The organism is Streptomyces sp. W1SF4 (assembly GCF_003950035.1).
In the GTDB taxonomy this organism is placed as follows: domain Bacteria; phylum Actinomycetota; class Actinomycetes; order Streptomycetales; family Streptomycetaceae; genus Streptomyces; species Streptomyces racemochromogenes.
The window spans coordinates 3,724,780-3,750,466 of record NZ_CP034350.1; the positions used below are offsets into that span (position 1 = coordinate 3,724,780).

The window sequence follows — 25,687 nt, forward strand, 5'->3', positions numbered from 1 at the left end:
TCCTACTGCTTGACCTGGTACGCCTGCTTGTCGACGAGCTTGCCGTCCTTGAAGCAGAACCGGAAAACGGTGTCGTCGGCGGACCACTCCGAGTCGTCGCCGGACAGCAGGGCCAGGCAGTCCGAGCCCTCCGGCCGCGGCGGGCCCTTGCGGTCCATGCCCGCCGTCAGGACGCTGTCCCCGCTCGGCAGCCGTCCCCGCACCGCCTCCTCGGACTCGCCCACGTGGACCGCGTCGTACTCCGTCCTGCCGATCATCGCTTTGTTCGCGGAGCCGACGAGCATCACCACCGCGGCCCCCATCACGATGATCAGCAGCACCACCGCCGCGACGGCGATCCCGCAGCCCATCGCCACGCCCCCGGTCCGGGTGCGCACCGGCACCGACAGCTCGCGGTCCAGCGCGGCCCAGTCCAGCGGCGGCGCGCCCTTCAGCGCCAGCGCCCGTGCCTGCGAGCGCTGCCCGAAGTCGTCCGCCACGTCCTCGACCAGCCCGGCCGGCTCCGTCCCGTACGGCAGCACGCCCGCCACCCGGAACCCGCCGTCCTCGGTCGCCCCCGCGTGCACCATGCCGCCGACCAGCCGGGCCCGCTCCCGCAGCCCGGTCAGCCCCTGGCCGCCCGACACGACCTCGCCCGGGACCCGGTCGGTGGCCGGACCGTTGGCGATCTCCACCACCAGCGAGTCGTCCTCGTAACGCAGCTCCACGGTGATCGGCGACCCCGGAGCGTGCTTGTAGGCGTTGGTCAGCGCCTCCTGCACGATCCGGTACGCCGCGTGGTCGCAGGCCGCGACCAGCGGCCGCGGCTGCCCCGCCGTGCCCAGCCGTACGTCGGTCCCCGCGGCCCGCGCCGCCTCCACGATCCCGGCGATCCCGGCCACGCCCCGCGCGGCCGGCTGCGCCTCCTCCACCGGCGCGGGCGCCTCCACCCCGTCGCGCAGGATCCCGACGACCTCGCGCAGCTCGTGCATGGCGGCCACCGAGGCCTGCCGCAGCACCCCCACCGCCTCGCGCTGGCGGTCGGTGAGCGCGGGGTCCACCTCCAGCGCCCCCGTGTGCACCGAGATCAGCGCCAGCTGGTGGCCCAGGCTGTCGTGCATGTCCTGGGCGATCCGCTGCCGCTCCCGCAGCCGGGCCTGCCCGGCGACCATCGTCCGCTCGCGCAGCAGCCGGTCGTTGCGCTCCTGGAGCGCGCTCAGCAGGGTCCGGCGCTGGTGCCAGTAGCGGCTGGCCAGACCCGGCATCACGGTCGCCGCGAGGAACAGCAGGGTGGAGAAGACGACCACCAGCACCGGCCGCATCTGCGCCCACTGGTCGACCAGGGTGAGGCCGACCTCCGCGAGGAAGGCCAGCAGGAACGCGCCGAGCGCCCGCCCCACGCCGACGATCCGCCGGCCCGCGGACCAGCCCAGCACGACCGTCACGAGGAACACCCCGGGCAGCAGCGCGCTGGCCGCCGCGCCCACCACCAGCGTGGTGGCCGGCAGCCTCCGGCGCAGCAGCACCAGCGCCACCACGGCCACGACGCCGAGGCCCGTCTTCAGTCCGGAGCTGTTGCTGAGTTCGTCCACGCCGACGCCGAGCAGCGCCAGTACGGCGGCGCTCGTCAGGTCCCCCGCCAGCATCCGCCGCGACCAGGGTTCGGGACCCTTCAGCCAGTCCCAGCCCGCACGCGTCCTCGCCTTGGCATCCACACGCCCGACCCTAGACACCGGCCCGCCCCGCCCGCCGTCCTCTTTCGTCGCGTCCCGCACGACGAAAGTCGTACGGGACCGGACATGCGAGAAGCCCCGATCCGGATTCCGGATCGGGGCTTCCCCGATGTGGGCGAGGGGGGATTTGAACCCCCACGTCCCGAAGGACACTGGCACCTGAAGCCAGCGCGTCTGCCGTTCCGCCACTCGCCCGAGCAGCGTCCCAGTGGTTCTTCCCTTTCGGGCCGTTCCCCTGGCGACGTCGAAACATTAACACGTCGGACGGGCCGGATTGAAATCGCTTTCACCGGCCCCCCTGACGACGACCGGCACGGCCCCTCCCACTGTCCCCTCCGGGTGCGGGACACTGTCCCTGGCGCACCCCTACGATCCCTTGTGAGCACCAACACTCCTGCGCGCAGGAGCGAAGGGGAACCAGCCGAATCCGCCACGCGTGGATACGATCAGTAAGCAGTACAGGGCGACAACGACGGAGGAGGTGCCCCATGGGAGTCCTGAAGCGTTTCGAGCAGCGCCTCGAAGGTCTGGTGAACGGCACCTTCGCCAAGGTGTTCAAGTCCGAGGTCCAGCCGGTGGAGATCGCCGGCGCCCTCCAGCGCGAGTGCGACAACAACGCCACGATCTGGAACCGCGAGCGGACCGTCGTACCGAACGACTTCATCGTGGAGCTCAGCGCCGGCGACTACGAGCGCCTGAGCCCCTACTCCGGTCAGCTCGGCGACGAACTCGCGGGCCTCGTACGCGACTACGCCAAGCAGCAGCGCTACAGCTTCATGGGCCCCATCAAGGTGCACCTGGAGAAGGCCGAGGACCTGGACACCGGCCTCTACCGGGTCCGCAGTCGCACCCTCGCCTCCAGCACCTCCCAGGACTCCCCCCAGGGCGCCCCGAGCGGGCAGGGCGGACAGGGCGGATACGGCTACCCGCCGGTCGGCGCCCCGCCCATGCCCCCCGGACCGCCTCCGGGCGGACCCGGCGCGCGCCCCGGCGGCGCGCCCGCGGCGCCCGGCGCCCCGGGGGCCACGCGCCGCTGGATCGAGATCAACGGCACCCGCCACCAGATCTCGCGCCCGACACTCGTACTCGGCCGCAGCACCGAGGCCGATGTGCGGATCGACGACCCCGGCGTCTCCCGCCGGCACTGTGAGATCCGGACCGGAACACCCCCGACGATCCAGGATCTCGGGTCCACCAACGGCATCGTGGTGGACGGGCAGCACACCACCCGCGCTACGCTCCGCGACGGCTCGCGGATCGTCGTGGGCAGCACCACCATCATTTACCGGCAAGCCGAAGGGTGAAGCGGGGGCAATGTCAGAGCTGACCCTGACGGTCATGCGGTTGGGTTTCCTGGCCGTTCTGTGGCTGTTCGTCATCGTGGCCGTTCAGGTCATTCGCAGCGACCTCTTCGGTACGCGCGTCACGCAGCGCGGATCGCGCCGCGGCGCCGCCGCCGGCGGAGCCGCGCAGCAGGCGGGACGGCAGGCCGCGCCGCCCCAGCAGCGTCAGCGCAGGGGCGCGCCGACCAAGCTCGTCGTCTCCGAGGGCACCCTCACGGGCACCACGGTCGCCCTCGCCGGCCAGACGATCACGCTGGGCCGCGCCCACGACTCCACGATCGTGCTGGACGACGACTACGCCTCCAGCAGGCATGCCAGGATCTACCCCGACCGTGACGGCCAGTGGATCGTCGAGGATCTCGGGTCCACGAACGGCACGTACCTCGACCGGACCCGGCTGACCACCCCGACGCCCATTCCGCCGGGCGCCCCGATCCGCATCGGCAAGACCGTCATCGAGCTGCGGAAGTAGTACGAGAATGAGCGAGCGGAGCGAGCGAGCCGCGGCGGTCCGTCCCACCGGGGACACGGACCCGAGCGCGCTCCCGACCGGAGGGTGGGCAGTGTGGCTCGAGACCGGTTGTACCCCGAGGCGTCGACAGGGCAGGTGCGCATGAGTCTGTCCCTGCGTTTCGCCGCCGGATCGCACAAGGGGATGATCCGCGAGGGCAACGAGGACTCCGGCTACGCCGGTCCCCGGCTCCTCGCCGTCGCCGACGGCATGGGCGGCCAGGCAGCCGGCGAGGTCGCCAGCTCCGAGGTCATCTCCTCGCTCGTCCAGCTCGACGACGACGTCCCCGGCTCCGACATCCTCACCGCCCTCGGCATCGCCGTGCAGCGCGCCAACGACCAGCTGCGCGTCATGGTCGAGGACGACTCCCAGCTCGAGGGCATGGGCACCACGCTCACCGCCCTGCTGTGGACCGGCCAGCGCCTCGGTCTCGTGCACGTCGGCGACTCGCGCGCCTACCTGCTCCGCGACGGCGTCCTCACGCAGATCACCCAGGACCACACCTGGGTGCAGCGCCTCGTCGACGAGGGCCGGATCACCGAGGAGGAGGCGACCACCCATCCGCAGCGTTCCCTCCTCATGCGGGCCCTCGGCAGCGGCGACGTCGTGGAGCCCGACCTCTCGATCCGCGAGGTCCGGGCCGGCGACCGCTACCTGATCTGCTCCGACGGCCTGTCCGGCGTGGTCTCCCACCAGACCCTGGAGGAGACCCTCGCCGACTACCACGGCCCGCACGAGACGGTGCAGTCCCTGATCCAGCTCGCCCTGCGCGGCGGCGGTCCGGACAACATCACCTGCATCGTCGCGGACGTCCTCGACACCGACAGCGGCGACACCATGGCCGCCCAGCTGAACGACACCCCGGTGGTCGTCGGCGCGGTCGCCGAGAACCAGCACCAGCTCTTCGACGGCAACGCCATGCAGACGCCGGCCGGGCGGGCCTCCGGGCTCGGCCGCCAGGCCCCGCCGCCGGCGGGCTCCTTCGGCCCCCCCGGCAGCGGCGAAGCCCCCGGCTACGGATACCCCGACCAGGGCCAGGGCGGCGCACTGGGCAACTTCGGCGAACCCGAGCCCTACGACGCCGACGGCAAGTACGAGGACACCTACGACCACCCGCGCAAGCGGCGCGGCAAAGGGCGCAAGTGGACCACGCGCACGCTGATCCTGCTGCTCGTGGCCGGTGTCGTCGGCGGCGGCCTGTACGCGGCGCACCGGTGGACGCAGACGCAGTACTACGTCGGCGTCAAGGGTGACCACGTCGCGCTGTACCGCGGCCTCAGCCAGAACCTGGCCTGGATCCACCTCTCGCAGGTGGAGACGGACCACCCCGAGATCGAACTGAAGTACCTCCCGCCCTTCAAGCGCAAGCAGGTCGAGTCCACGATCAGCGAGAGCAGCCTCGACGGTGCGCGCAAGAAGATCGAGGAGCTCGGGGTCCAGGTCTCCGCCTGCAAGCAGGACGAGGCCCGCCGCGCTTCCGAAGCCCAGGGCAACCAGACGCCCGGCCCCAGCCTGACTCCCGCGGAGCAGGCTGTCGTCGGCCAGTGCGAAAAGCAGTAGACATACGCGGGCACAGGGGGCCTGCCACACCATGAGCGTTGTCACCAACACGACCACCATCGGCGCCATCGAGGCGCCGAGCCGACGGAACACCGAGCTCCTGCTGCTCGCCTTCGCCGTGGTCATCCCGATCTTCGCCTACGCCAACGTGGGCCTGTCCATCCACGGCGAGCTGCCCCCGGGCACGCTGCTCTACGGACTCGGCTTCGCCGTGCTCGCGGGCATCGGCCACCTCGTCGTCCGCCGGTACGCCAAGTACGCCGACCCGCTGCTGCTGCCGATCGCCACGCTGCTCAACGGCCTCGGCGTCGTCCTGATCTGGCGCCTGGACCAGTCGGAGCGGCTGCAGAACCTCGCCAAGCGCAGCTTCGGCACCTTCTCGGAGTCCGCACCGCGCCAGATGATGTACACGGGGCTGGCCCTCGCCCTGTTCGCGGTCGTGCTGCTGGTCCTCAAGGACCACCGCGTGCTCCAGCGGTTCACGTACATCTCCATGGCCGGCGCCCTCGTCCTGCTGATCCTGCCCGTCATCCCGGGTCTGGGCGCGGACGTCTTCGGCGCCAAGATCTGGATCAGCGTCGGCGGCTTCTCCATCCAGCCGGGTGAGTTCGCGAAGATCGTCATCGCGATCTTCTTCGCCGGCTACCTGATGGTGAAGCGCGACGCCCTGGCCCTGGCCAGCCGCCGCTTCATGGGCCTCTACCTGCCGCGCGGCCGCGACCTCGGCCCGATCCTGATGATCTGGGCGATGAGCCTGCTCGTCCTCGTCTTCGAGAACGACCTCGGCACCTCGCTGCTGTTCTTCGGCATGTTCGTGATCATGCTGTACGTGGCCACCGAGCGGACCAGCTGGATCGTCATCGGTCTGCTCATGTCGGTCGGCGGCGCCACCGTCGTCGGCGCCACGGCCAGCCACGTCAAGGCCCGCGTCACCGCCTGGCTCGACCCCTTCGCCTGCTACTCCACGTCCGGCGCCTGCGAGCAGGTCGGCCAGTCGATCATGAGCTTCGGTTCCGGCGGGGTGCTCGGCACCGGCTGGGGCCAGGGCAACTCGGACCTGATCGGCTTCGCCGCCAACTCCGACTTCATCTTCTCCACCGTCGGCGAGGAGCTCGGCCTGACCGGTGTCATGGCCTTCCTCCTGCTCTACGGCCTGATCATCGAGCGGGGCGTGCGCACCGCCCTCGCCGCCCGCGACCCCTTCGGCAAGCTGTTCGCCATCGGCCTCTCCGGCGCCTTCGCCCTGCAGATCTTCGTCGTCGCCGGCGGAGTCATGGGCCTCATCCCCCTCACCGGCATGACCATGCCCTTCCTCGCCTCGGGCGGTTCCTCCGTCCTGGCGAACTGGGTCCTCATCGCCATCCTCATCCGGATCAGCGACACCGCACGCCGACCTGCCCCGGCCCCCGCCCCGTCCCCCGACTCCGAGATGACCCAGGTGGTCCGCCCGTCATGAACAAGCCCCTGCGCCGCATCTCGCTGTTCTGCGGGCTGCTCGTCCTCGCCCTGCTGATCCGGACCAACTGGCTGCAGTACGTCCAGGCCGAGGAACTCAGCACGCGCAAGGAGAACCGCCGGGTCCAGATCGCCCAGTACGGCACCGAGCGCGGCAACATCATCGTCCAGGGCGGCCAGCCGGTCACCGGGTCCGCCGTCACCGCGGGCAGCGACTACAAGTTCAAGCGGACCTACGTCGACGGCCCCCTGTGGGCGCCCGTCACCGGCTACGCCTCGCAGGCCTTCGGCTCCACCCAGCTGGAGTCCCTGGAGGACGGCATCCTCACCGGCAACGACGACCGGCTCTTCTTCGACCGCACCATCGGCATGTTCACCGGGGAGAAGAAGCGCGGCGGCAACGTCATCACCACGCTGAACCCCGCCGCCCAGAAGGCCGCCTTCGACCAGCTCGGCACCAAGAAGGGCGCGGTCGCGGCGATCGACCCCCGCACCGGCGCCATCCTGGCCCTGGTCAGCACCCCCTCGTACGACCCGTCCACCTTCGCCGGCAACTCCAAGGCCGACGAGAAGGCCTGGGTCGAGCTCAAGGACTCCGAGGACAAGAAGCTCGTCAACCGCGCCCTGCGCGAGACGTACCCGCCGGGCTCCACCTTCAAGGTGGTCACGGCCGCCGCCGCGCTGGAGAACGGCGTGGTCAGCGACATCAACGCGCCCACGGACACTCCCGAGCCGTACATCCTGCCCGGCACCAAGACCCCGATGGTCAACCACGCCGCCGGCTGCGAGAAGGCGAGCCTGAACGACGCGCTCAAGGTCTCCTGCAACTCGGTCTTCGCGAACCTGGGCGACAAGGTCGGCCGCGACAAGATGGTCGAGACGGCCCAGAAGTTCGGCTTCAACAACGACAAGATCGACACCCCGGTCCGCGCCTTCGCCAGCGTCTACGACAAGACCATGGGCCGCGACGGCAACGCGCAGAGCTCCATCGGCCAGTTCAACACCGCGGCCACCCCGCTCCAGATGGCCATGGTCACCGCCGCCATCGCCAACGACGGCAAGCTGATGAAGCCGTACATGGTCGACCAGCTCACCGCGCCCGGCCTCGACACGATCGAGAAGCACGAGCCCTCCGAGATAAGCAAGCCCCTCAGCGCGGCGAACGCGCAGAAGGTCCAGCAGATGATGGTGAACGTCGTCGAGAAGGGCACCGGAACCAAGGCCCAGATCAGCGGCGTCAAGGTAGGCGGCAAGACCGGTACCGCCCAGCACGGCGAGAAGAACGCCAAGCGCCCCTACGCCTGGTTCATCTCCTACGCCGAGCTCCCCGACGGCAGCTCGCCCGTCGCCGTCGCCGTCGTCATCGAGGACAGCGCCGCCGACCGGGAGGACATCAGCGGTGGCGGCCTGGCCGCACCCGTCGCGAAGGCCGTCATGGAAGCCGTCCTGAAGAACAAGGGATGAGTACCGAAGACAGGATCCGAGCGCTCGGTACCGGTCCGATATCAGCCTGTGGTCACGAACCGATCACCGTCGATCGGCCGGTAGCCTTGCCGCGAGCAGCACACCGCCGGACCACACGCCGGTGCGGTCGGGACTGACGGAGAGGGCTGGAACGTTATGGAAGAGCCGCGTCGCCTCGGCGGCCGGTACGAGCTGAGCCACGTGCTCGGCCGCGGTGGCATGGCCGAGGTCTACCTCGGCCACGACACCCGGCTCGGCCGTACCGTAGCCGTCAAGACCCTGCGTGCCGACCTCGCCCGTGACCCGTCCTTCCAGGCCCGGTTCCGCCGCGAGGCCCAGTCGGCCGCCTCGCTGAACCACCCGGCGATCGTCGCCGTCTACGACACCGGCGAAGACTACGTCGACAACATCTCCATCCCGTACATCGTGATGGAGTACGTCGACGGCTCGACCCTGCGCGAGCTGCTGCACTCCGGCCGCAAGCTGCTCCCCGAGCGCACCCTCGAGATGTGCATCGGCATCCTCCAGGCCCTGGAGTACTCCCACCGCGCCGGCATCGTCCACCGCGACATCAAGCCCGCCAACGTGATGCTCACCCGGACGGGCCAGGTCAAGGTCATGGACTTCGGCATCGCCCGGGCCATGGGCGACTCCGGCATGACCATGACGCAGACGGCCGCCGTGATCGGCACCGCCCAGTACCTCTCCCCGGAGCAGGCCAAGGGCGAGCAGGTCGACGCGCGCTCCGACCTCTACTCCGCGGGCTGCCTGCTCTACGAGCTGCTGTGCGTCCGCCCCCCGTTCGTCGGCGACTCCCCGGTGGCCGTCGCGTACCAGCACGTACGCGAGGAGCCCCAGCCCCCGTCGAACTTCGACCCCGAGATCACGCCCGTGATGGACGCCATCGTCCTCAAGGCCCTGGTCAAGGACCCCGACTACCGCTACCAGTCCGCCGACGAGATGCGGGCCGACATCGAGGCCTGCCTCGAGGGCCAGCCCGTCGCCGCGACCGCCTCCATGGGCGCCGCCGGCTACGGCTACCCCGACCAGGGCGGCTACGGGCACCAGGGCTACGACCAGCCCACCACCGCCCTGCGCTCCCAGGACTCCGGCCAGACCTCGATGATGCCGCCGATGCCCCCCGGGGGCGGCGACGGCAACTACGCGTACGACAACCAGGGCCACGGCGGCTACGACCAGGGTCACGGGCGCCGCCAGCAGAAGAAGAGCCGCGCCTCGACGATCCTGCTGGCGGTCGCCGCGGTCCTCGTCCTGGTCGGCGCGATCCTGATCGGCAAGACCATCTTCAACAGCACGGCGGACAACCGCCCCGCCGTGCCCAAGCTCGTCGGCCAGACCTTCGAGCAGGCGCAGAGCAGCGCCAAGAACATGGGCCTCGGTCTGGAGAAGGAGGCCGAGGAGCCCTGCGCGGACCAGCCCAAGGGCAACGTCTGCTCGCAGAACCCGGCACCCGACACCAAGGTCGACAAGGGCACCACGGTCAAGGTCAAGGTGTCCTCGGGCGCTCCCAAGGTCGCGGTCCCCGACGTCACGCGGCTGAAGTTCGAGGACGCCGAGTCGAGCCTGAAGTCGAAGAAGTTCCAGGTCGAGAAGAAGCTCGTCGAATCCGACACGGCCGCTCCCGGCACCGTGCTGGAGCAGAACCCCAAGAGCGGCAGCCAGGCCGAGCAGGGTTCCGTGATCACGCTCCAGGTCGCCAAGGAAGTCGCCAAGGGCGTCGTCCCGGACCTCAAGGGCATGAACAAGGCGGCCGCGACCAAGGCCCTGACGGACGCCAAGCTGAAGCTCGGCAGCACGACCGAGGTCGACTCCCCGGGAGCCGCGCCCCAGACGGTCGTCCAGCAGCAGTACGAGCCCGGTCAGCAGCTCCCCAAGGACACCCCGGTCAACGTCAGCATCTCCAAGGCGTCGTCCCAGCCGACCGTGGTCCCGCCGCTGGCCGGCCAGACCGTGGCGCAGGCCAAGAACACCCTCAAGGCGGCCAACCTGAACTTCGGGGCGGTCCTGAGCGGTCCGACGGACGACAACGCCGTGATCATGGCCTCCGAGCCGGCCGTGTCCCAGCCGGTCCCGGCGGGCACGGTCGTCAACGTCCGGACGATGGCCAACCCCAGCCAGCCGCAGGACGGCGGCCAGCAGGGCGGGGGCTGGTTCGGCGGCCTCACGGGCGGAAACCGCCGCTAGCAGGACGCGGAAGCGAAACGGCCCGGCCCCCCTCCAGGAGAGGGGGGCCGGGCCGTTTCACGTGAAACATCGGGGCATCGAGGGCCCCCGTCAGCGCAGCTCCGCCGGCTTGGTGCGCTTGTCGTCCACCTTCTCCGTCCGGACCAGCTCGCCCCAGACGATGTAGCGGTACTTCGAGGTGTACACCGGGGTGCAGGTCGTCAGGGTGATGTACCGGCCCGGGGCGGTCTTGCCCGACTGCTTGGGAACCGGGTTGATCACGTCCGTGTTGTACTTCGAGGTCTGGGCCAGCTCCGCGAAGACCTTGTAGACGTACCAGGTGTCCTTGGTCTCGAAGACGATCGCGTCGCCGTTCTTCACCTTGTCGATGTTGTGGAACTTCGCCCCGTGCCCGTCGCGGTGCGCGGCCAGCGCGAAGTTGCCCTTGTCGTCCGAGGGCAGCGCGGACTTCACCGGATCCAGGTAGTACCCGGCCACGCCGTCGTTCAGGACGTCCGGCGAGGTGCCCTCCTTGACCAGCACCTCACCGTTCCTCATCGCGGGCACGTGCAGGAAGCCGACGCCGTCCTTGGTGTCCAGGGCACCCGGCTGCACCGGACCGCTCGACGAGGGCGAGGGGCTGCCCCAGCGCTGGCGGATCTCGTCGCCGCGCGCCGAGGCCTGCCGGTCGGCGAGGACGTTGGTCCACCAGAGCGAGTACGCCACGAACAGGCCCAGGACCAGGCCCACCGTGATCAGGAGCTCGCCCAGCAGGCTCAGGGCCCCCGCGATCACGCTGCGGTCGGCGGGCGGCGGTGCGGAACGGCGGCGGGCACGAGACACTGCGGGTTCGTCCTTACGGGCTGGTCAGTGCGGGCGGGGCGCCCTGGTTTCGGGGGCGCTCATCGGTCATCCTGCCCCATACGATCATCCGGTAGGTGCTGGTGAACTCCGGCGTGCAGGTGGTCAGCGTGATGTAGCGGCCGGGTCCGGTGAACCCGGAGCCCTCCGGCACCGGCTTGATCACCGCCACGTTCGTCGGCGGGGTCTGCGGCAGCGAGGAGGTCATCTGGTACGTGTAGTACGCGTCCCGCGTCTCCACGACGATCGCGTCACCCGGTACCAGCTGGTTGATGTAGCGGAACGGTTCCCCGTGGGTGTTGCGGTGTCCGGCGACCGCGAAGTTCCCCTGCTTGTCGGAGGGCATCGCCGTCTTCAGCGCCCCCTCGCCGTAGTGGCCGGCCATCCCCTTGTCGAGGACCTTCGCCTTGCTGATGCCCTCGGCCACCGGCACCTTCAGGTCCAGCTTCGGGATGTGCAGGATCGCGAAGCCCTGGCCGGGCTCGAAAGCCGCCACGGGCGGCGGCGCGCCCGCTCCCGGCGGGTGCTCCCAGGTCTGCTGGAGCGATCCCGCGGCCCCGTCGGCCGCCCGCTCCGCCAGGACGTTCGTGTACCAGAGCTGGTAGGTGACGAAGAGCAGCATCACCACGCCCGCGGTGATGAACAGCTCGCCGACGGCCCGGCTGAGCACCACCACCGGCCCGCCGCCGCGCGGACGGGCGCGTCTGCGGCCCCGTCCGCTCCCGCCACGCCGGCGGGAGCGCGCGTGCGAGCGCTTCGCGGCCTCCTGCGCAGCCCTGCGCCGCGCGGCCCGGCCCTCGCTGGGCGCGGACGGCGCGACCGCCGTCACGCGACGGCCTTGCCCACCACCGGGGCCAGCCCCACCGACCGCTCGACGGCTCCGGCGTCACCGCAGCGCACCAGCCAGTTCGCGAGCATCCGGTGGCCCCACTCGGTCAGCACCGACTCGGGGTGGAACTGGACGCCCTCCACGTCGTGCTCCCGGTGCCGCAGGCCCATGATGATCCCGTCCTCGGTGCGCGCGGTCACCTCCAGGACGTCGGGCAGGGTCGCCGGCTCGGCCGCGAGCGAGTGGTAGCGGGTCGCGGTGAACGGCGACGGCAGTCCGGCGAAGACGCCGAGCCCCTCGTGGACCACGGGCGAGGTCTTGCCGTGCAGCAGCTCGGGGGCGCGGTCGACGACGCCGCCGTAGGCGACCGCCATGGACTGCATGCCGAGGCAGACGCCGAACACCGGTACGCCCGTGTCGGCGCAGTGCCGGACCATGTCCACGCAGACGCCCGCCTCTTCCGGCGTGCCGGGGCCGGGGGAGAGCAGGACGCCGTCGAAGCCGTCCTGTGCGTGCGCGAGCTCCACCTCGTCGTTGCGCAGCACCTCGCATTCGGCGCCGAGCTGGTAGAGGTACTGGACCAGATTGAAGACAAAGCTGTCGTAGTTGTCGACAACCAGAATGCGCGCGCTCACGGAGTGGCTCCCGATCCCTCGTCCACCGTCACATCGTTGAACGGAAGGAGCGGCTCGGCCCACGGGAACACGTACTGGAACAGCACGAACACCACCGCCAGGACCAGTACGAGGGAGATCAGCGCGCGCACCCACGCGTTGCCCGGCAGATGCCGCCAGATCCAGCCGTACATTGCGTCCGTTTCCTTCGTCGTCCACGTTCGTTCTCGTACCGCGGGGGCGGTACCGCAACAGCCTAAGGGCCCGGGGCCCCGCGGCGGGGCTCAGCGGGGCAATCACCGGCCCCCGGCGGGCCGGGTGCCGGTGAGCTCCGCCCAGACCACCAGGCGGTGGCTGTGCCCCCACTCGGGATCGCAGGTGGTGAGGGTGAGGTACTTGCCGGGGGTGGCGAACGGGGACCGGCGCGGCACCGGCGCGACCACCCCGGTCTCGGCGGGCAGGACGCGCAGCGGCGCGGCCCGGACGGTGTACGTGTACCAGCCGGTGGCGTCCCGGACGGTCACGGTGTCCCCGGGCCGCAGCTCGGGGACGTCCTTGAAGGGGTCGCCGTAGGTGCGCCGGTGTCCGGCCACCGCGAAGTTCCCGTCGCCTCCGGGGCGGGCCGAGCCGGTGTAGTGGCCGAGGCCCCTCTTCAGCGGTTCGGGGTCCGTGCCCTCCAGGACGGGCCTGCTCCAGTCCTTGCCGAAGCGGGGGACGTACAGCTCGGCGAAGGCCCGCCCGGGCTCGTACGGCGCCGGCGCGGGCTCCTGGGGTGCGGGGGCCTGCCCGGCTCCGGGGGCGGGGGCCTGCCCCTGCCGGGGGGCGGGGGCCGCCGCCGGGGCGGACGCCGCCCAGTGCTCGCGCAGCCGGTCGCGCTCGGCCGCCGCGGCCCGGTCGGCCTTGACGCCGGTCCACAGCAGTACGTACGCCGTGAACAGGACGATCAGCGTCCCGGCGGTCAGGCACACCTCGCTGAACGTCCGTACCACCAGGCGCAGTACGACGTCACGGCGCGGCGGACTCCAGCGGCTTCGCATAGTGGAGGTCCACTGTGCCGGAGTAGCCGGGCAGTGTCAGCCGCTTCTCCTCGTCCACTTTCCAGCCGAGCCCGTACGCGTTGACGTACAGCAGGTAGTTCTGGATGGCGGGGGAGGCGTTGATCGCCTTGCGCAGCGCGGCCGGGTCGCCGACGGCGGAGACCTTGTAGGGCGGCGAGTAGACACGGCCCTGGAGGATCAGGGTGTTGCCGACGCAGCGCACCGCACTGGTGGCGATCAGCCGCTGGCCCATCACCTCGATGCCCTCGGCGCCGCCCAGCCACAGCGCGTTCACCACGGCCTGCAGGTCCTGCTGGTGGATCACCAGGTCGTTGGGCTGGGGTTCGGGGACGCCGGGGACGCGGGCGGTGGCGTTGGGCGGCGCGTCGTTGAGGGTGACCGTCAGCCCCCGGCCGGTGAGCTCCTCGGTGCCGGAGGCGGTGCGCAGGGCGGCGAGCTTGGCCTCCTCGGCCTTGGTGCTGCCGCTGTCGCGCGCGGCGAGGGCGTCCACCTGGTCGCGCGCGGCGGCGGCGGTCTTCTCCAGCTCGGCGTTCTTGGCGCTGCGCTCGTGGATGAGGTCGGACAGCTTCAGCAGCGAGGCGTCCGTCCGGATGTTCGTACCCTTGGAGGTGTTGAAGCTGGTGACGAAGATGAGGCCGGCGAGGGCGAAGACGACGGCCGTCAGCAGCCGGACGGGCCTGGCCCGGCGGCGGGCACCCGTGGAGGAGTCGTCGGAATTGCTCAACGTACCCTTCTCCTTCAATGCCAGAGGTCCACTACGCTAACGGACGCCCGGGGCAGGCAAGGTCCCCAGCGCATCGACAGGAGAGCCCCTCGTGCCGAAGTCACGTATCCGCAAGAAGGACGACTACACGCCGCCGCCGGCGAAGCAGGCGCAGACGATCAGGCTGACGAACCGCAGCTGGGTCGCGCCGGTCATGCTGGCCTTCTTCCTCATCGGCCTCGCGTGGATCGTGGTCTTCTACGTGACCGATACCCGGCTGCCCGTGGAGGCGCTGGGCAACTGGAACATCGTGGTCGGCTTCGGCTTCATCGCGGCGGGCTTCGGCGTCTCCACCCAGTGGAAGTAGTGGCCGGCACCTTACTCGGATAGCCGAGCGGCGCAAGCTCTCCCCATGAGTTATCCACAGCGTCATCCACACCTGAGGAAAAGACAGAAGATCTGTGGATAACTCTGTGGAGAGTTGACGCCGGTGTGATCAGGTGAGTTCGGCCGTCCGGACGATGACCACCGTCACGGCCAGCAGGAACACCACCGCACAGGCCGCCGTCTGGACCAGGGCCCGCCTGCGGCCCGTGGCGGGCGCCAGCATCCCGAGCGCCACCAGCGCGCCGGTCACCAGGCCTCCGATGTGCGCCTGCCAGGACACCGACAGCCCGCCGAAGGGCACGAAGGTGACCAGCAGCATCAGCCCGAGGGTGACCAGCACCGGCCGCATCTCGTAGCGGAGCCGGCGGGCGAGGACCACCGTGGCGCCGAGCAGGCCGCACACCGCGCCGGAGGCGCCGAGGGTCGGGGTGTTCGGCGCGGTGAGCAGGTAGACGAGGGCGCTGCCGCCCAGCCCGGACAGCAGGTACAGCGCGAGGTAGCGGACGCGTCCCAGGGCCGCCTCCAGCGGACCGCCGATCACCCACAGGGCGAGCATGTTGCCGAAGATGTGCCACCACTCGACGTGCAGGAACACCGAGGTCAGCAGCCGGTGGTACTGCCCGGTGGAGATCCCCTCGACGGGCGCCCCGTAGTACTCCACGTACCGGCCGAGCAGCTCCAGGCTCACGGCCAGAGCGGGCATCGCCAGGACGGCGAGGAACACCGCCGCGTTGATCCCGATCAGGATCTTGGTGACGAGCTGGGGATCGCCCGTCACCAGTCCGCCCGCGACCGTGCGCGGGGCGTTGGCGGCGGCGGAGTGCCCGGTGCCGGAACCGCCCCGGACGCACTCGGGGCACTGGAAGCCCACCGAGGCGCTGATCATGCACTCGGGGCAGATGGGCCGCTCGCAGCGGGTGCAGGTGATCCCCGTGTCGCGGTCCGGGTGGCGGTAGCAGCCCGGCAGGCGGTCGGTGTCCATCGGTCCCCTCGATCGGCGGCGTGACGGGGCCGGCGCCCCGCCGTTCCGGTACACATCGAGTACGGACGGGCGGGCCCCCATGGTTCCCGCCCCGCCGTTCCTGCGGTCAGCGGCGCTCGATCGATACCGACTGGATGATCACGTCGTCCAGCGGCCGCTCGGTGCGCGGGTTGGTGGGGCCGGAGGCGATGGCGTCGACGACCTTGCGGCTGGCCGCGTCGGTGACCTCGCCGAAGATGCTGTGCTTGCGGGTCAGCCAGGCCGTGGGGGCGACCGTGATGAAGAACTGCGAGCCGTTGGTGCCCGGGCCGGCGTTGGCCATCGCCAGCAGGTAGGGCTTGGTGAAGGCCAGGTCGGGGTGGAACTCGTCGGCGAACTGGTAGCCGGGGCCGCCGGTGCCGTTGCCGAGCGGGTCGCCGCCCTGGATCATGAAGCCGCTGATGACGCGGTGGAAGACGGTGCCGTCGTAGAGCGGGGCCGTGGTCTTCTGGCCGTCGGTGGGACGGGTCCACTCACGCTCGCCCGTGGCGAGCTCCACGAAGTTGCGGACGGTCTTCGGAGCGAAGTTCTCCAGAAGCTCGATCTCGATGTCGCCGTGGTTGGTCTTCAGGGTGGCGTAGAGCTTCTCGGCCACGGATCTGCCTTCCATAGTCTTCACTGTCGGGCCCGATCCTCGCACGGAGGGCGGAAAGCCGCGGAAATCCTCCACCCGTATGCCCTGTCGCGCATGCGCCGGCGGCGCTGTGACGGGCATGATCCGACAAAGGGTGGAAAGGTGAACTGTGTCCGCCACCGAGGAGGAGGATCCCGTGACCCGCAAGGACCATGCGCGCCTGGCCGCCGAGAACGCCAAGGACGCCGTGAAGCACGCAGCGGAAGTGGTGGCCCCGTACGCAGAGACCGCCAGGGACGCGGCCGCGCACTACGCGCACGAGGCGAACGAGCGGCTGGCGCCCAAGGTCTCCCACGCGGCCTGCCAGGCCTCGCTGCACGCGCGCGCGGCCTACGACAACCACCTTCATCCCAGGATGCAGGCGGCGCGCACCTACGTTCCCCCGAACGTGGACCGGGCCGCGGTCAAGGCCGTCCACCACACGCGCCTCGCCGCGCGCCAGGCGGCCGAGTACACGGCGCCCCGGTTCGAGAGCGCCCTCGCGGCGAGCCGGCCGGTGGCCGAGGAGGCCGCGTCCCGTTCGACGGCGGCCCTCGCGGCACTGCGCGGCCAGGTCTCGGCCAAGGAGGTGCAGCGCCTGGTGCGGCGGCAGGAGCGCAAGGAGCGGTGCGGCCGCTGGGTCAAGGGCGCCGCACTGGTGGGGCTCCTGGCGGGCGCCGCCTTCGCGGCGTGGAAGTGGTGGGACCAGCAGTCGAACCCGGACTGGCTGGTGGAGCCCCCGGCGGCCACCGAGCTGTCCGCGCAGGACGCCGCCCCGGCCTCCTTCGACGACGAGCTGGCGGAGAAGGAGCACGAGTCGAACGGCGGCCAGAACGCCTGACGCGCGCCGTACGCCCGAGGGGCCCGGATCCACCCGCGGATCCGGGCCCCTCCTGCGTACGGCGCGCTAGTTCGGCAGGGTCAGCACCATCCCCGGCCGGATGAGGTCCGGGTTGGAGCCGACCACGCCCCGGTTCATGGCGTACAGCTCGCGCCAGCGGGCCTCGTTGCCCAGCTCGCGGCGGGCGATGGCGGAGAGCGAGTCGCCGGGCTTGACGGTGTACGTGCGCTTCGTGGCGGCCGGCACCGGCGTCGGGGGCTGCTTCGGCGGCACCGGGACGGCCTTGTGGGCCGCCGAGGCGGGGCTCGGGGCGGCGGGCGCCATGCGCTTGGCCGCGGGCGGGGCCGCCGCCTTGGGCGGAGCCGCGGCGGCCATCCGCTCCGCGGCCGCCTTGGTCGCGGAGGCGGCGTCCGCGTAGGAGTCCGCGTACTTGGAGCCCATGTCGGAGCCCGTCTTCGGCCCCTGCCGCTCCGTCTCCCGCTTCGCCTTCTCCGCGGCCTCGTGTTCCTTCTTCTTGTCCGACTTCAGGAAATCGAAGAGTCCCATCGCGTGCGCCTCCGGCGTGCTGTTGCCCCCTGGCCTCATTGCCTCCCCCCACTGTCGTCCACCGTCAGCCGCACGGCCGGGTGACTGGGCCGTACGGGGGACGCCGGCGGCTACTGCTGCCGGGCGCGCCGGGCCGGGCGGGAGGTCTCGGCGGGCACGGCCAGCGGCCCCTGCGCGAGGCGTCCGAGGACCCGCAGCAGACACGCGCGGTCCTCCTCGGCGAGGTCGGCGAGGGCCTCGGCGTGGACCGTGTCGACGATCCGCAGGCTCTCCACGGAGACGGCGGCACCCTTCTCGGTGACCGCGATGATCCGGGCCCGCCGGTCCTTGGTGGAGGGCCGGCGCTCGGCCAGTCCGGCCTTCTCCAGGGCGTCGACGGTCACGACCATCGTCGTCTTGTCCATGTCGCCGATCTCGGCGAGCTGGGCCTGTGTGCGCTCTTCCTCCTGCGCGTGCACGAGGACGCAGTGCATGCGGGCGGTCAGTCCGATCTCACCGAGGGCCGCGGCCATTCGGGTCCGCAGGACGTGGCTGGTGCGGTCCAGGAGGAAGGACAGGTCGGGCTCGGTCGAGGTGGATCCCATCGCAGTCATGGGACCAGCCTAACAATTCGATCCGAAAAAAATAGTCTGCAACAAAACCATCTGCTACGGTCGCATCAGTTGCCGCTGAATGGCCCGCCGATGCCCGCCGACGACGAACCGGAGAGACCCATGACCACCGCAGTTACGGAATCCCCCGCCGGGGCGGCCGCTCCGGCCCGCGGCCCGCGCTCGCGCCGCACCGCCCTCGCCGTGCTCTCGACGGGCATGCTCATGACCGTCCTCGACGGCAGCATCGTCACCGTCGCCATGCCGGCCATCCAGGACGACCTCGGCTTCAGCCCCGCCGGCCTCAGCTGGGTCGTCAACGCCTACCTGATCGCCTTCGGCAGCCTGCTGCTCCTCGCCGGCCGGCTCGGCGACCTGATCGGCCGCCGGCGCATGTTCCTCGCGGGCACCGCCGTCTTCACGGCCGCCTCGCTGCTCGCCGGGTTCGCCGGGTCCCCCGCCCTGCTCATAGCCGCCCGCTTCCTCCAGGGCGTGGGCAGCGCCATGGCCTCCGCCGTCAGCCTCGGGATCCTCGTCACCCTCTTCCCCGGGACCCGCGAACGCGCCAGGGCCATCGCCGTGTTCTCCTTCACCGGAGCGGCCGGGGCCTCCCTCGGGCAGGTGCTCGGCGGGGTCCTCACCGACGCCCTCGACTGGCACTGGATCTTCTTCATCAACCTGCCCATCGGCATCGCCGCCCTGCTGGCCGCCCTGCCCGCGCTCCCCGCCGACCGGGGGCTCGGGCTGCGCGCCGGTGCCGACGTACCGGGCGCCGTACTCGTCACCGCCGGGCTGATGGCCGGGATCTACGCCGTCGTACGCGTCGAGGAGTACGGCTGGACCTCCGCGCACACCCTCGGCCTCGGGGCGCTCTCCCTGGCCCTGCTCGCCGGCTTCGCCCTGCGCCAGGCCAAGACCCGCACCCCGCTGATGCCCCTGCGGATCCTCCGCTCGCGCACCGTGGCCGGCGCCAACCTGGTCCAGGTGCTGATGGTGGCCGCGCTGTTCTCCTTCCAGGTCCTGGTGGCCCTCTACCTCCAGCAGGTCCGGGGCTACGGAGCCGCGGAGACCGGCCTCGCGATGCTGCCGGCCGCCCTGGCGATCGGCGGCATCTCCCTCGGCGGCGCGGCGAAGCTGATCGCCCGCTTCGGCGAGCGCCGCGTCCTGCTCACCGGCCTCGCCCTGCTGGTCGCCGGCCTCGCCCTGCTGACCCGCCTGCCGGTACGGGCCGACTACGTCACCGACCTGCTGCCCGTGATGCTGCTGGCCTCCGGCTTCGGCCTGGCCCTGCCCGCGCTCACCACCCTGGGGATGTCGGGCGCCGACGAGCGGGACGCCGGGCTGGCCTCGGGCCTCTTCAACACCACGCAGCAGATCGGCATGGCCCTCGGCGTCGCCGTCCTGTCCACCCTCGCCGCCTCGCGCACCGAGGCCCTGACGGCCGCCGGGACCGCCCGGCCCGAGGCCCTCACCTCCGGCTACCACCTGGCCTTCGCCACCGGCGCCGGCCTCCTGCTGGCGGCCACCGCCGTCGCGGCCGCCCTCCTGCGCTCCCCGCGGACCCGCTGAACACGGCCCGCCGCGCCCACGAAAAAAGCCCCCCTGACCAGCGTTTGCGCTGGTCAGGGGGGCTTTCCTGAAGTGGAGCCTAGGAGATTCGAACTCCTGACATCTGCCTTGCAAAGGCAGCGCTCTACCAACTGAGCTAAGGCCCCGAGCAACTGGACGCGGACGTCCCCCGGGAAGGAGTGTCCGTTCCGCAGGACAGAGTACCCGGTGCACCCCCGCATCCCGCAAAATGATAGGGACTCCCGCCCCGCGACCACGCTCCGTAAGATGCTCGCGAGGTTCGCACCAGCGAAGGGGAGTAGGAAGAGTGGACGCAGTACAGCAGGAGGCCACGGCCAGAGCCCGGGAACTCCAGCGCAGTTGGTACGGGGAGCCGCTCGGCGCGCTGTTCCGACGGCTCATAGATGACCTCGGCCTCAACCAGGCCCGCCTCGCTGCCGTGCTCGGGCTTTCGGCGCCGATGCTGTCCCAGCTGATGAGCGGGCAGCGCGCCAAGATCGGCAACCCGGCCGTGGTCCAGCGGGTCCAGGCCCTCCAGGACCTCGCGGGCCAGGTGGCGGACGGCAGCGTCAGCGCCGCCGAGGCCACCGACCGGATGGACGAGATCAAGAACACCCAGGGCGGTTCCGTCCTCAGCAACAGCGGTCAGACCAGCACCGGTTCCGGCGCCCCCACCGTCAAGCGCGTCGTGCGCGAGATCCAGTCGCTGCTGCGCTCGGTCGCCGCGGCCGGCGACATCATCGAGGCGGCGGACACCCTCGCCCCCACCCATCCCGAGCTGGCGGAGTTCCTCCGGGTCTACGGGGCGGGCCGCACCTCCGAGGCGGTGTCCCACTACGAGGCCCACCAGAACTGACACGCGCGGGTGACGGGGGGGCGGGCGCAGCGACGGGTGAGGTCCTCGCCGGCCGGTACGAGCCGGTCGATCCGATCGGACGGGGCGGCGCGGGCGCCGTCTGGCGGACCCGGTACCGGCGCCGCCGCACGTACGTCGCCGCGTAGGTCCTCCTCCAGGGCGATGCCCACATGCTCCTGCGGTCCGTGCGCGAGCAGGCCCTGCGCATCGACCACCCCGCACGTCCGCCCCCGCCGGCCGGGCGGCGGACGACGACAAGGTCCTGTTCACCATGGACCTCGTCGCCGGCGGCTCCCTGGCCCACGTGCTCGGGGACTACGGGCCGCTGCCGCCCCGGTTCGTGTGCGTGCTGCTCGACCAGCTCCTGTCGGGGCTGGCGGCGGTGCACGCGGAGGGCGTCGTCCACCGCGACGTCAAACCGGCCGACATCCTGAGGGAGGCCACCGGAACCGGGCGGCCGCACCTGCGGCTGTCCGACTTCGGGATCTCCGTGCGCAAGGGCGAGCCCCGGCTCACGGACACCGACCGCGTCGTCGGCACGCCGGGCTGCTTCGCCCGGAACAACCGGCGGGCGCCGAGCCCGACTTCCCCGCCGTCGACCTGGTCGCCCTGTACCTCCTGCGCGGGCGCCGGCCCGACGCGCGCGCCCCGGTGGAACAGTTCGGGGCGCACGGCACCCCGGAAGCCCCCGAGGGCGTCCCCGCGCCCCTGTGGGGCGTGATCTCGAGCCTCCTGCACCCGGACCCCGCGAGCCGGTTCCGGGCCGCCACAGGGGCGCGCAAGGCCCTTGCCGAGGCCGCCCAGTTGCAGCCCGACGCCGTGCCCGGCGAGAAGCCGGTGCAGGTGTTCGACCAACTCGGTCCGCTTCCGCCCGGTTTCGGTCCCGACGGGCCTGAAACCACCCCCGCCGCACCGCCGGTGCGTTTCGGCCCGCCCCCGCCGGCGCCGTCCGACGCACCCGGTCCGTCACACCCACCCCGAATTCGCTACAGCAACCCAGATCTTTGCGTAACCGAACTTCCCCCCGGCGCCGCGGGCGGGCCCGGAACAGCACGAAGCCCCGGCAGCAGCGGCGGCCGGGGCTTCATGGAATCAATCGTGGGGCTCACACACCGGAACCAGAGGGCACGGAGTCGGTTGCCTCCGTCCACAGGTCCTGCTCGGCACGGTCCGCCTGGATCTGGCGGTACACGAGGAGCCCGCCGATGGCGGCCAGTGCGACCAGGAGCAGCTTCTTCACGGCGCGACCTCGTCTTTCGTAGACGTTGGGGACTTCTGGCCGCCAACAATACACACCGACCGATACCGATCGGTTACCTGGGACCGCCCCGGACGGACCAACGAAGAAGACCCCCAGGCCTTGGCCTGGGGGTCTTCGACACTGTGGGGCTAACAGGATTTGAACCTGTGGCCTCATCCTTATCAGGGATGCGCTCTAACCAACTGAGCTATAGCCCCTCCGCGCCTGCGCGCTGACTCCTGAAGATTAGCGCACAGACGCAGTGGAACCCAAATCCCCCGGCGCGGAGCCCCTGAGGTCACCGCCGCGGGGCTTTCCCGCAGGTCAGTCAGCGGGTCATTCGTCCTCGGCCAGCGTGAGCTCCACGCCGCCGACGAAGCCCGCCGACAGGTTGTAGATGAACGAACCCAGCGTCGCCAGAGCCGTCATCAGCACCACGTCGATCACCGCGATGACCGAGGTGAAGATCAGCACGCGCGGCAGCGACAGGAACGACTGGAGGTCGAACCCGTTGCCCTCGTTCGAGCCGGTCGCCTCGCTGATGGTCCCGCCGACCGTCGAGAAGATGCCCATGGCGTCCATGACCATCCACAGCACCGCCGCCGCGACGACGGTGCACAGGCCCAGCGCGATCGACAGCAGGAAGCTGACCTTCATCACGGACCACGGGTCGGCCTTCGCCACCCGCAGCCGCGCCTTGCGCGTCCTGGGGGCCGTACGGACCCCCGGGACGGCCCCGCGCTGCGCACCCGGGCCCGTGGGCGCCGCGTAGGCCTGCGGGGGCTTCTGGGGCTGTCCGGCCCGGTCCTTGGCCGGCCCCTTGGGCTGGTCCTTGGCGGTCTGGCCCCTGGACTGGTCCTTGGGCTCGCCCTTGGCGCCGGTCTGGCCCTTGGCGGCCTGGTCCTTGGTGGCCTGGTCCTTGGTGGCCTGGTCCTTGGCCGTCTCCTTCGCCTTCGGCTGCGTCTTGGTCTGCGCCGTCGGCTTGGGTTCCGGTTCTCGGGTGTCCGTCACGGTTCCCCCCTGGGAGTCCGCGGCGGGGCCACGGGCACCGTTCGCTCCAGTCTCGGCCGGTCCGGCGCCCGTGGCTCCACTCACGACTTACTCCTCGTGCTCCCCGACCGAGGGCTCCGTGCCCTCGGCCGCCCCGGCGGCCGCTGCGTCGGCCGCCGCGGCCTCGATCTCTGACTCGATCTCGTCGGCCTCGTCAGCTTCCTGACCGGCCTCGGCGTTACGAGCGATGCCGACCACGGCATCGCGCTTGCCCAGGTTGATCAGCTGGACGCCCATGGTGTCACGGCCGGTCTCCCTGACTTCGCTGACGCGCGTGCGGATCACACCACCGCCGAGCGTGATGGCGAGGATCTCATCCGACTCGTCGACCACCAACGCGCCGACCAGCGAACCGCGGTCCTCGACGATCTTCGCCGCCTTGATGCCCAGACCGCCACGGCCCTGGACCCGGTACTCGTCCACCGCCGTCCGCTTCGCGTAGCCGCCGTCGGTGGCGGTGAAGACGAACGTACCCGGCCGGACAACGCTCATCGACAGCAGTTCGTCACCCTCGCGGAAGCTCATGCCCTTCACACCGGAAGTGGCACGGCCCATCGGGCGCAGCGCCTCGTCGGTCGCGGTGAAGCGGATCGACTGCGCCTTCTTGCTGATGAGCAGCAGGTCGTCCTCGGCGGAGACCAGCTCGGCACCGATCAGCTCGTCGTCGCCGCCGTCCTCGGTCTCCCGGAGGTTGATCGCGATGACGCCGCCGGAGCGCGGGGAGTCGTAGTCCTTGAGCGCCGTCTTCTTCACCAGGCCGCCCTTGGTGGCCAGGATCAGGTAGGGCGCCGCCTCGTAGTCGCGGATCGCGAGCACCTGGGCGATCTTCTCGTCCGGCTGGAAGGCCAGCAGGTTCGCCACGTGCTGGCCGCGCGCGTCGCGGCCGGCGTCCGGGAGCTCGTACGCCTTGGAGCGGTAGACGCGGCCCTTGTTCGTGAAGAACAGCAGCCAGTGGTGCGTGGTGGAGACGAAGAAGTGGTCGACCAGGTCGTCCTGCTTCAGCTTCGTGCCGCGCACGCCCTTGCCGCCGCGCTTCTGCGAGCGGTAGTCCTCGGTCTTGGTGCGCTTGACGTAGCCGCCGTGCGTGATGGTGACGACGATGTCCTCTTCGGCGATCAGGTCCTCGATGGACATGTCACCGTCGAAGGGCACCAGCTTGGAGCGCCGGTCGTCGCCGTACTTCTCGACGATCGCCGCCAGTTCCTCGCTGACGATCGAGCGCTGCTTCTCCGGCGAGGCCAGGATCGCGTTGTACTCGTTGATCTTCGCCTGGAGTTCGTCGTGCTCGGCGACGATCTTCTGGCGCTCCAGGGCCGCCAGGCGGCGCAGCTGCATCTCCAGGATCGCGTTCGCCTGGATCTCGTCGATCTCCAGGAGGCCCATCAGGCCCTCGCGCGCGATCTCGACCGTGTTGCTACGCCGGATGAGGGCGATGACCTCGTCGATGGCGTCCAGCGCCTTGAGCAGGCCGCGCAGGATGTGGGCCCGCTCCTCCGCCTTGCGCAGGCGGAAGCGCGTACGGCGGACGATGACCTCGATCTGGTGCTGCACCCAGTGGCGGATGAACGCGTCGATCGACAGGGTGCGCGGCACCCCGTCCACCAGCGCCAGCATGTTCGCGCCGAAGTTCGTCTGCAGGTCGGTGTGCTTGTAGAGGTTGTTCAGCACGACCTTGGCGACGGCGTCGCGCTTGAGCACGATCACCAGGCGCTGACCGGTCCGGGACGAGGTCTCGTCGCGGACGTCGGCGATGCCGCCGATCTTGCCGTCCTTGACCAGGTCGGCAATCTTCTGCGCCAGGTTGTCCGGGTTGGTCTGGTACGGAAGCTCCGTGACCACCAGGCACTGGCGGTTCTGGATCTCCTCGACCTCGACCACGGCGCGCATCGTGATGGAGCCGCGCCCGGTCCGGTACGCCTCCTCGATGCCCTTGCGGCCCACGACGAGGGCGCCGGTCGGGAAGTCCGGGCCCTTGATGCGCTCGATGAGCGCGTCCTGGAGCTCCTCGTGGGAGGCTTCCGGGTGCTCCAGCGCCCACTGGGCGCCGGCCGCGACCTCGCGCAGGTTGTGCGGCGGGATGTTGGTGGCCATGCCGACGGCGATACCGGCGGAGCCGTTGACCAGCAGGTTCGGGAACCGCGCCGGCAGGACGGTGGGCTCCTGGTTGCGGCCGTCGTAGTTGTCCTGGAAGTCGACGGTCTCCTCGTCGATGTCCCGGAGCATCTCCATGGCCAGCGGCATGAGCTTGCACTCGGTGTAGCGCATGGCGGCCGCCGGGTCGTTGCCCGGGGAGCCGAAGTTGCCGTTGGAGTCCACCAGCGGCATGCGCATCGACCACGGCTGGGCCAGGCGGACCAGGGCGTCGTAGATGGAGCTGTCACCGTGCGGGTGGTACGTGCCCATGACGTCGCCGACGACGCGGGCGCACTTGTAGAAGCCCTTCTCGGGCCGGTAGCCGCCGTCGTACATCGCGTACAGCACACGACGGTGGACGGGCTTGAGGCCGTCGCGCACGTCGGGCAGCGCGCGGGAGACGATGACGGACATCGCGTAGTCGAGGTAGGAGCGCTGCATCTCCGTCTCGAGCCCGACGGGCTCGATGCGCAGCACGGGCTGCTCCTCCGCGGCGTTCTCGGCGGTGGGGGTGGTTTCGTCGGCCATTGCTGGTCAGGAATCCTTT

At 70.8% G+C, this 25,687-nt stretch carries 23 protein-coding genes, 3 tRNA genes and 2 pseudogenes; 11 read left to right on the forward strand and 17 right to left on the reverse strand.

Annotated elements, in window-relative coordinates:
- Nucleotides 1-2 precede the first annotated feature (2 nt).
- Nucleotides 3-1,694, reverse strand: coding sequence for a sensor histidine kinase (locus D1J60_RS17345; protein ID WP_206436533.1), 1,692 nt, complete (start codon nt 1,692-1,694; stop codon nt 3-5).
- Nucleotides 1,695-1,824: 130 nt separating this feature from the next.
- A tRNA-Leu gene (locus D1J60_RS17350) sits at nt 1,825-1,907 on the reverse strand.
- Between the two features lie 293 nt (nt 1,908-2,200).
- Here D1J60_RS17350 and D1J60_RS17355 point away from each other — a divergent pair.
- The 6 genes from D1J60_RS17355 (at nt 2,201) to pknB (ending at nt 10,250) form a co-directional block, all read left to right on the forward strand.
- A complete protein-coding gene (locus D1J60_RS17355) occupies nt 2,201-3,016 on the forward strand; it encodes a DUF3662 and FHA domain-containing protein (protein WP_125821713.1) in 816 nt (271 codons plus the stop codon).
- A 10-nt stretch (nt 3,017-3,026) separates the two neighbouring features.
- Nucleotides 3,027-3,527 (forward strand): FHA domain-containing protein, encoded by a 501-nt coding sequence (locus D1J60_RS17360; protein WP_125595723.1) that lies wholly within the window; start codon nt 3,027-3,029, stop codon nt 3,525-3,527.
- Between the two features lie 141 nt (nt 3,528-3,668).
- The gene (locus D1J60_RS17365) at nt 3,669-5,126 is read left to right on the forward strand and encodes a PP2C family serine/threonine-protein phosphatase (protein ID WP_185899397.1); all 1,458 of its coding nucleotides are present in this window, start codon (nt 3,669-3,671) and stop codon (nt 5,124-5,126) included.
- 31 nt (nt 5,127-5,157) lie between these two features.
- Nucleotides 5,158-6,582 carry an FtsW/RodA/SpoVE family cell cycle protein gene (locus D1J60_RS17370; RefSeq protein WP_125821714.1) on the forward strand — a complete coding sequence of 475 codons (1,425 nt, stop codon included), beginning with the start codon at nt 5,158-5,160 and terminating at the stop codon, nt 6,580-6,582.
- The gene (locus tag D1J60_RS17375; protein ID WP_125821715.1) at nt 6,579-8,045 is read left to right on the forward strand and encodes a penicillin-binding protein 2; all 1,467 of its coding nucleotides are present in this window, start codon (nt 6,579-6,581) and stop codon (nt 8,043-8,045) included. Before D1J60_RS17370 ends, D1J60_RS17375 begins: the two co-directional genes overlap by 4 nt.
- A gap of 156 nt (nt 8,046-8,201) precedes the next feature.
- Nucleotides 8,202-10,250, forward strand: a complete 2,049-nt coding sequence (gene pknB / locus D1J60_RS17385) for a Stk1 family PASTA domain-containing Ser/Thr kinase (protein WP_125595737.1) — start codon at nt 8,202-8,204, stop codon at nt 10,248-10,250.
- 90 nt (nt 10,251-10,340) lie between these two features.
- Here the strand turns inward: pknB and D1J60_RS17390 are convergent, their stop codons facing one another.
- From D1J60_RS17390 to D1J60_RS17410, 6 genes and pseudogenes are all read right to left on the reverse strand, one after another.
- Entirely contained in the window at nt 10,341-11,072 is a 732-nt protein-coding gene (locus D1J60_RS17390; protein ID WP_125595740.1) for a class E sortase, read from the reverse strand.
- 13 nt (nt 11,073-11,085) lie between these two features.
- Nucleotides 11,086-11,763, reverse strand: a pseudogene (locus tag D1J60_RS17395) (class E sortase); the annotation flags it as partial.
- A 152-nt stretch (nt 11,764-11,915) separates the two neighbouring features.
- Complete coding sequence (locus D1J60_RS17400) at nt 11,916-12,554, reverse strand: aminodeoxychorismate/anthranilate synthase component II (RefSeq protein WP_125595746.1); 639 nt, start codon at nt 12,552-12,554, stop codon at nt 11,916-11,918.
- The gene (locus D1J60_RS37295) at nt 12,551-12,727 is read right to left on the reverse strand and encodes a hypothetical protein (protein ID WP_030011120.1); all 177 of its coding nucleotides are present in this window, start codon (nt 12,725-12,727) and stop codon (nt 12,551-12,553) included. Before D1J60_RS37295 ends, D1J60_RS17400 begins: the two co-directional genes overlap by 4 nt.
- A gap of 102 nt (nt 12,728-12,829) precedes the next feature.
- Complete coding sequence (locus tag D1J60_RS17405) at nt 12,830-13,570, reverse strand: class E sortase (protein ID WP_125821717.1); 741 nt, start codon at nt 13,568-13,570, stop codon at nt 12,830-12,832.
- On the reverse strand, nt 13,539-14,315 hold the full coding sequence (locus D1J60_RS17410) for a DUF881 domain-containing protein (protein WP_125821718.1): 777 nt from the start codon (nt 14,313-14,315) through the stop codon (nt 13,539-13,541). Before D1J60_RS17410 ends, D1J60_RS17405 begins: the two co-directional genes overlap by 32 nt.
- A 91-nt stretch (nt 14,316-14,406) precedes the next feature.
- Between D1J60_RS17410 and crgA the strand changes: the two genes are divergently transcribed.
- Nucleotides 14,407-14,661: a cell division protein CrgA gene (gene crgA, locus D1J60_RS17415; RefSeq protein ID WP_125821719.1), complete on the forward strand. Its 255-nt coding sequence runs from the start codon at nt 14,407-14,409 to the stop codon at nt 14,659-14,661.
- 129 nt (nt 14,662-14,790) lie between these two features.
- Here the strand turns inward: crgA and D1J60_RS17420 are convergent, their stop codons facing one another.
- A complete protein-coding gene (locus D1J60_RS17420; protein WP_125821720.1) occupies nt 14,791-15,663 on the reverse strand; it encodes a rhomboid family intramembrane serine protease in 873 nt (290 codons plus the stop codon).
- A gap of 106 nt (nt 15,664-15,769) precedes the next feature.
- Nucleotides 15,770-16,297, reverse strand: a complete 528-nt coding sequence (locus D1J60_RS17425; protein WP_125597985.1) for a peptidylprolyl isomerase — start codon at nt 16,295-16,297, stop codon at nt 15,770-15,772.
- Nucleotides 16,298-16,472: 175 nt separating this feature from the next.
- Here D1J60_RS17425 and D1J60_RS17430 point away from each other — a divergent pair, with 175 nt between their 5' ends.
- A complete protein-coding gene (locus tag D1J60_RS17430; protein WP_125821721.1) occupies nt 16,473-17,156 on the forward strand; it encodes a DUF5324 family protein in 684 nt (227 codons plus the stop codon).
- A gap of 66 nt (nt 17,157-17,222) precedes the next feature.
- Here the strand turns inward: D1J60_RS17430 and D1J60_RS17435 are convergent, their stop codons facing one another.
- Both D1J60_RS17435 and D1J60_RS17440 read right to left on the reverse strand, forming a co-directional pair.
- On the reverse strand, nt 17,223-17,702 hold the full coding sequence (locus D1J60_RS17435; protein WP_241253303.1) for a LysM domain-containing protein: 480 nt from the start codon (nt 17,700-17,702) through the stop codon (nt 17,223-17,225).
- A 110-nt stretch (nt 17,703-17,812) separates the two neighbouring features.
- Nucleotides 17,813-18,295 (reverse strand): MarR family transcriptional regulator, encoded by a 483-nt coding sequence (locus D1J60_RS17440; protein ID WP_125821722.1) that lies wholly within the window; start codon nt 18,293-18,295, stop codon nt 17,813-17,815.
- 120 nt (nt 18,296-18,415) lie between these two features.
- Here D1J60_RS17440 and D1J60_RS17445 point away from each other — a divergent pair, with 120 nt between their 5' ends.
- Nucleotides 18,416-19,861, forward strand: a complete 1,446-nt coding sequence (locus D1J60_RS17445; RefSeq protein WP_125821723.1) for an MFS transporter — start codon at nt 18,416-18,418, stop codon at nt 19,859-19,861.
- Between the two features lie 73 nt (nt 19,862-19,934).
- Here D1J60_RS17445 and D1J60_RS17450 read toward each other — a convergent pair.
- Nucleotides 19,935-20,007 (reverse strand) — tRNA-Ala (locus tag D1J60_RS17450).
- Between the two features lie 161 nt (nt 20,008-20,168).
- On the opposite strand from D1J60_RS17450, the gene D1J60_RS17455 reads away from it, so the two are divergent.
- Together D1J60_RS17455 and D1J60_RS17460 are read left to right on the forward strand one after the other, a co-directional pair.
- Complete coding sequence (locus D1J60_RS17455) at nt 20,169-20,717, forward strand: transcriptional regulator (RefSeq protein ID WP_007265216.1); 549 nt, start codon at nt 20,169-20,171, stop codon at nt 20,715-20,717.
- Nucleotides 20,714-21,614: pseudogene (locus tag D1J60_RS17460) on the forward strand (serine/threonine-protein kinase); the annotation flags it as partial. The gene D1J60_RS17455 and the pseudogene D1J60_RS17460, both read left to right, overlap by 4 nt.
- A 208-nt stretch (nt 21,615-21,822) precedes the next feature.
- Here D1J60_RS17460 and D1J60_RS38080 read toward each other — a convergent pair.
- The 4 genes from D1J60_RS38080 to gyrA all read right to left on the reverse strand — a co-directional run bounded on the left by D1J60_RS38080 (nt 21,823) and on the right by gyrA (nt 25,668).
- Nucleotides 21,823-21,957: a DLW-39 family protein gene (locus tag D1J60_RS38080; RefSeq protein ID WP_208809277.1), complete on the reverse strand. Its 135-nt coding sequence runs from the start codon at nt 21,955-21,957 to the stop codon at nt 21,823-21,825.
- Between the two features lie 144 nt (nt 21,958-22,101).
- A tRNA-Ile gene (locus tag D1J60_RS17470) sits at nt 22,102-22,175 on the reverse strand.
- A gap of 118 nt (nt 22,176-22,293) precedes the next feature.
- Nucleotides 22,294-23,052 (reverse strand): DUF3566 domain-containing protein, encoded by a 759-nt coding sequence (locus tag D1J60_RS17475; RefSeq protein WP_125821724.1) that lies wholly within the window; start codon nt 23,050-23,052, stop codon nt 22,294-22,296.
- Nucleotides 23,053-23,055: 3 nt separating this feature from the next.
- The gene (gene gyrA, locus D1J60_RS17480) at nt 23,056-25,668 is read right to left on the reverse strand and encodes a DNA gyrase subunit A (protein WP_125597970.1); all 2,613 of its coding nucleotides are present in this window, start codon (nt 25,666-25,668) and stop codon (nt 23,056-23,058) included.
- Nucleotides 25,669-25,687 lie beyond the last annotated feature (19 nt).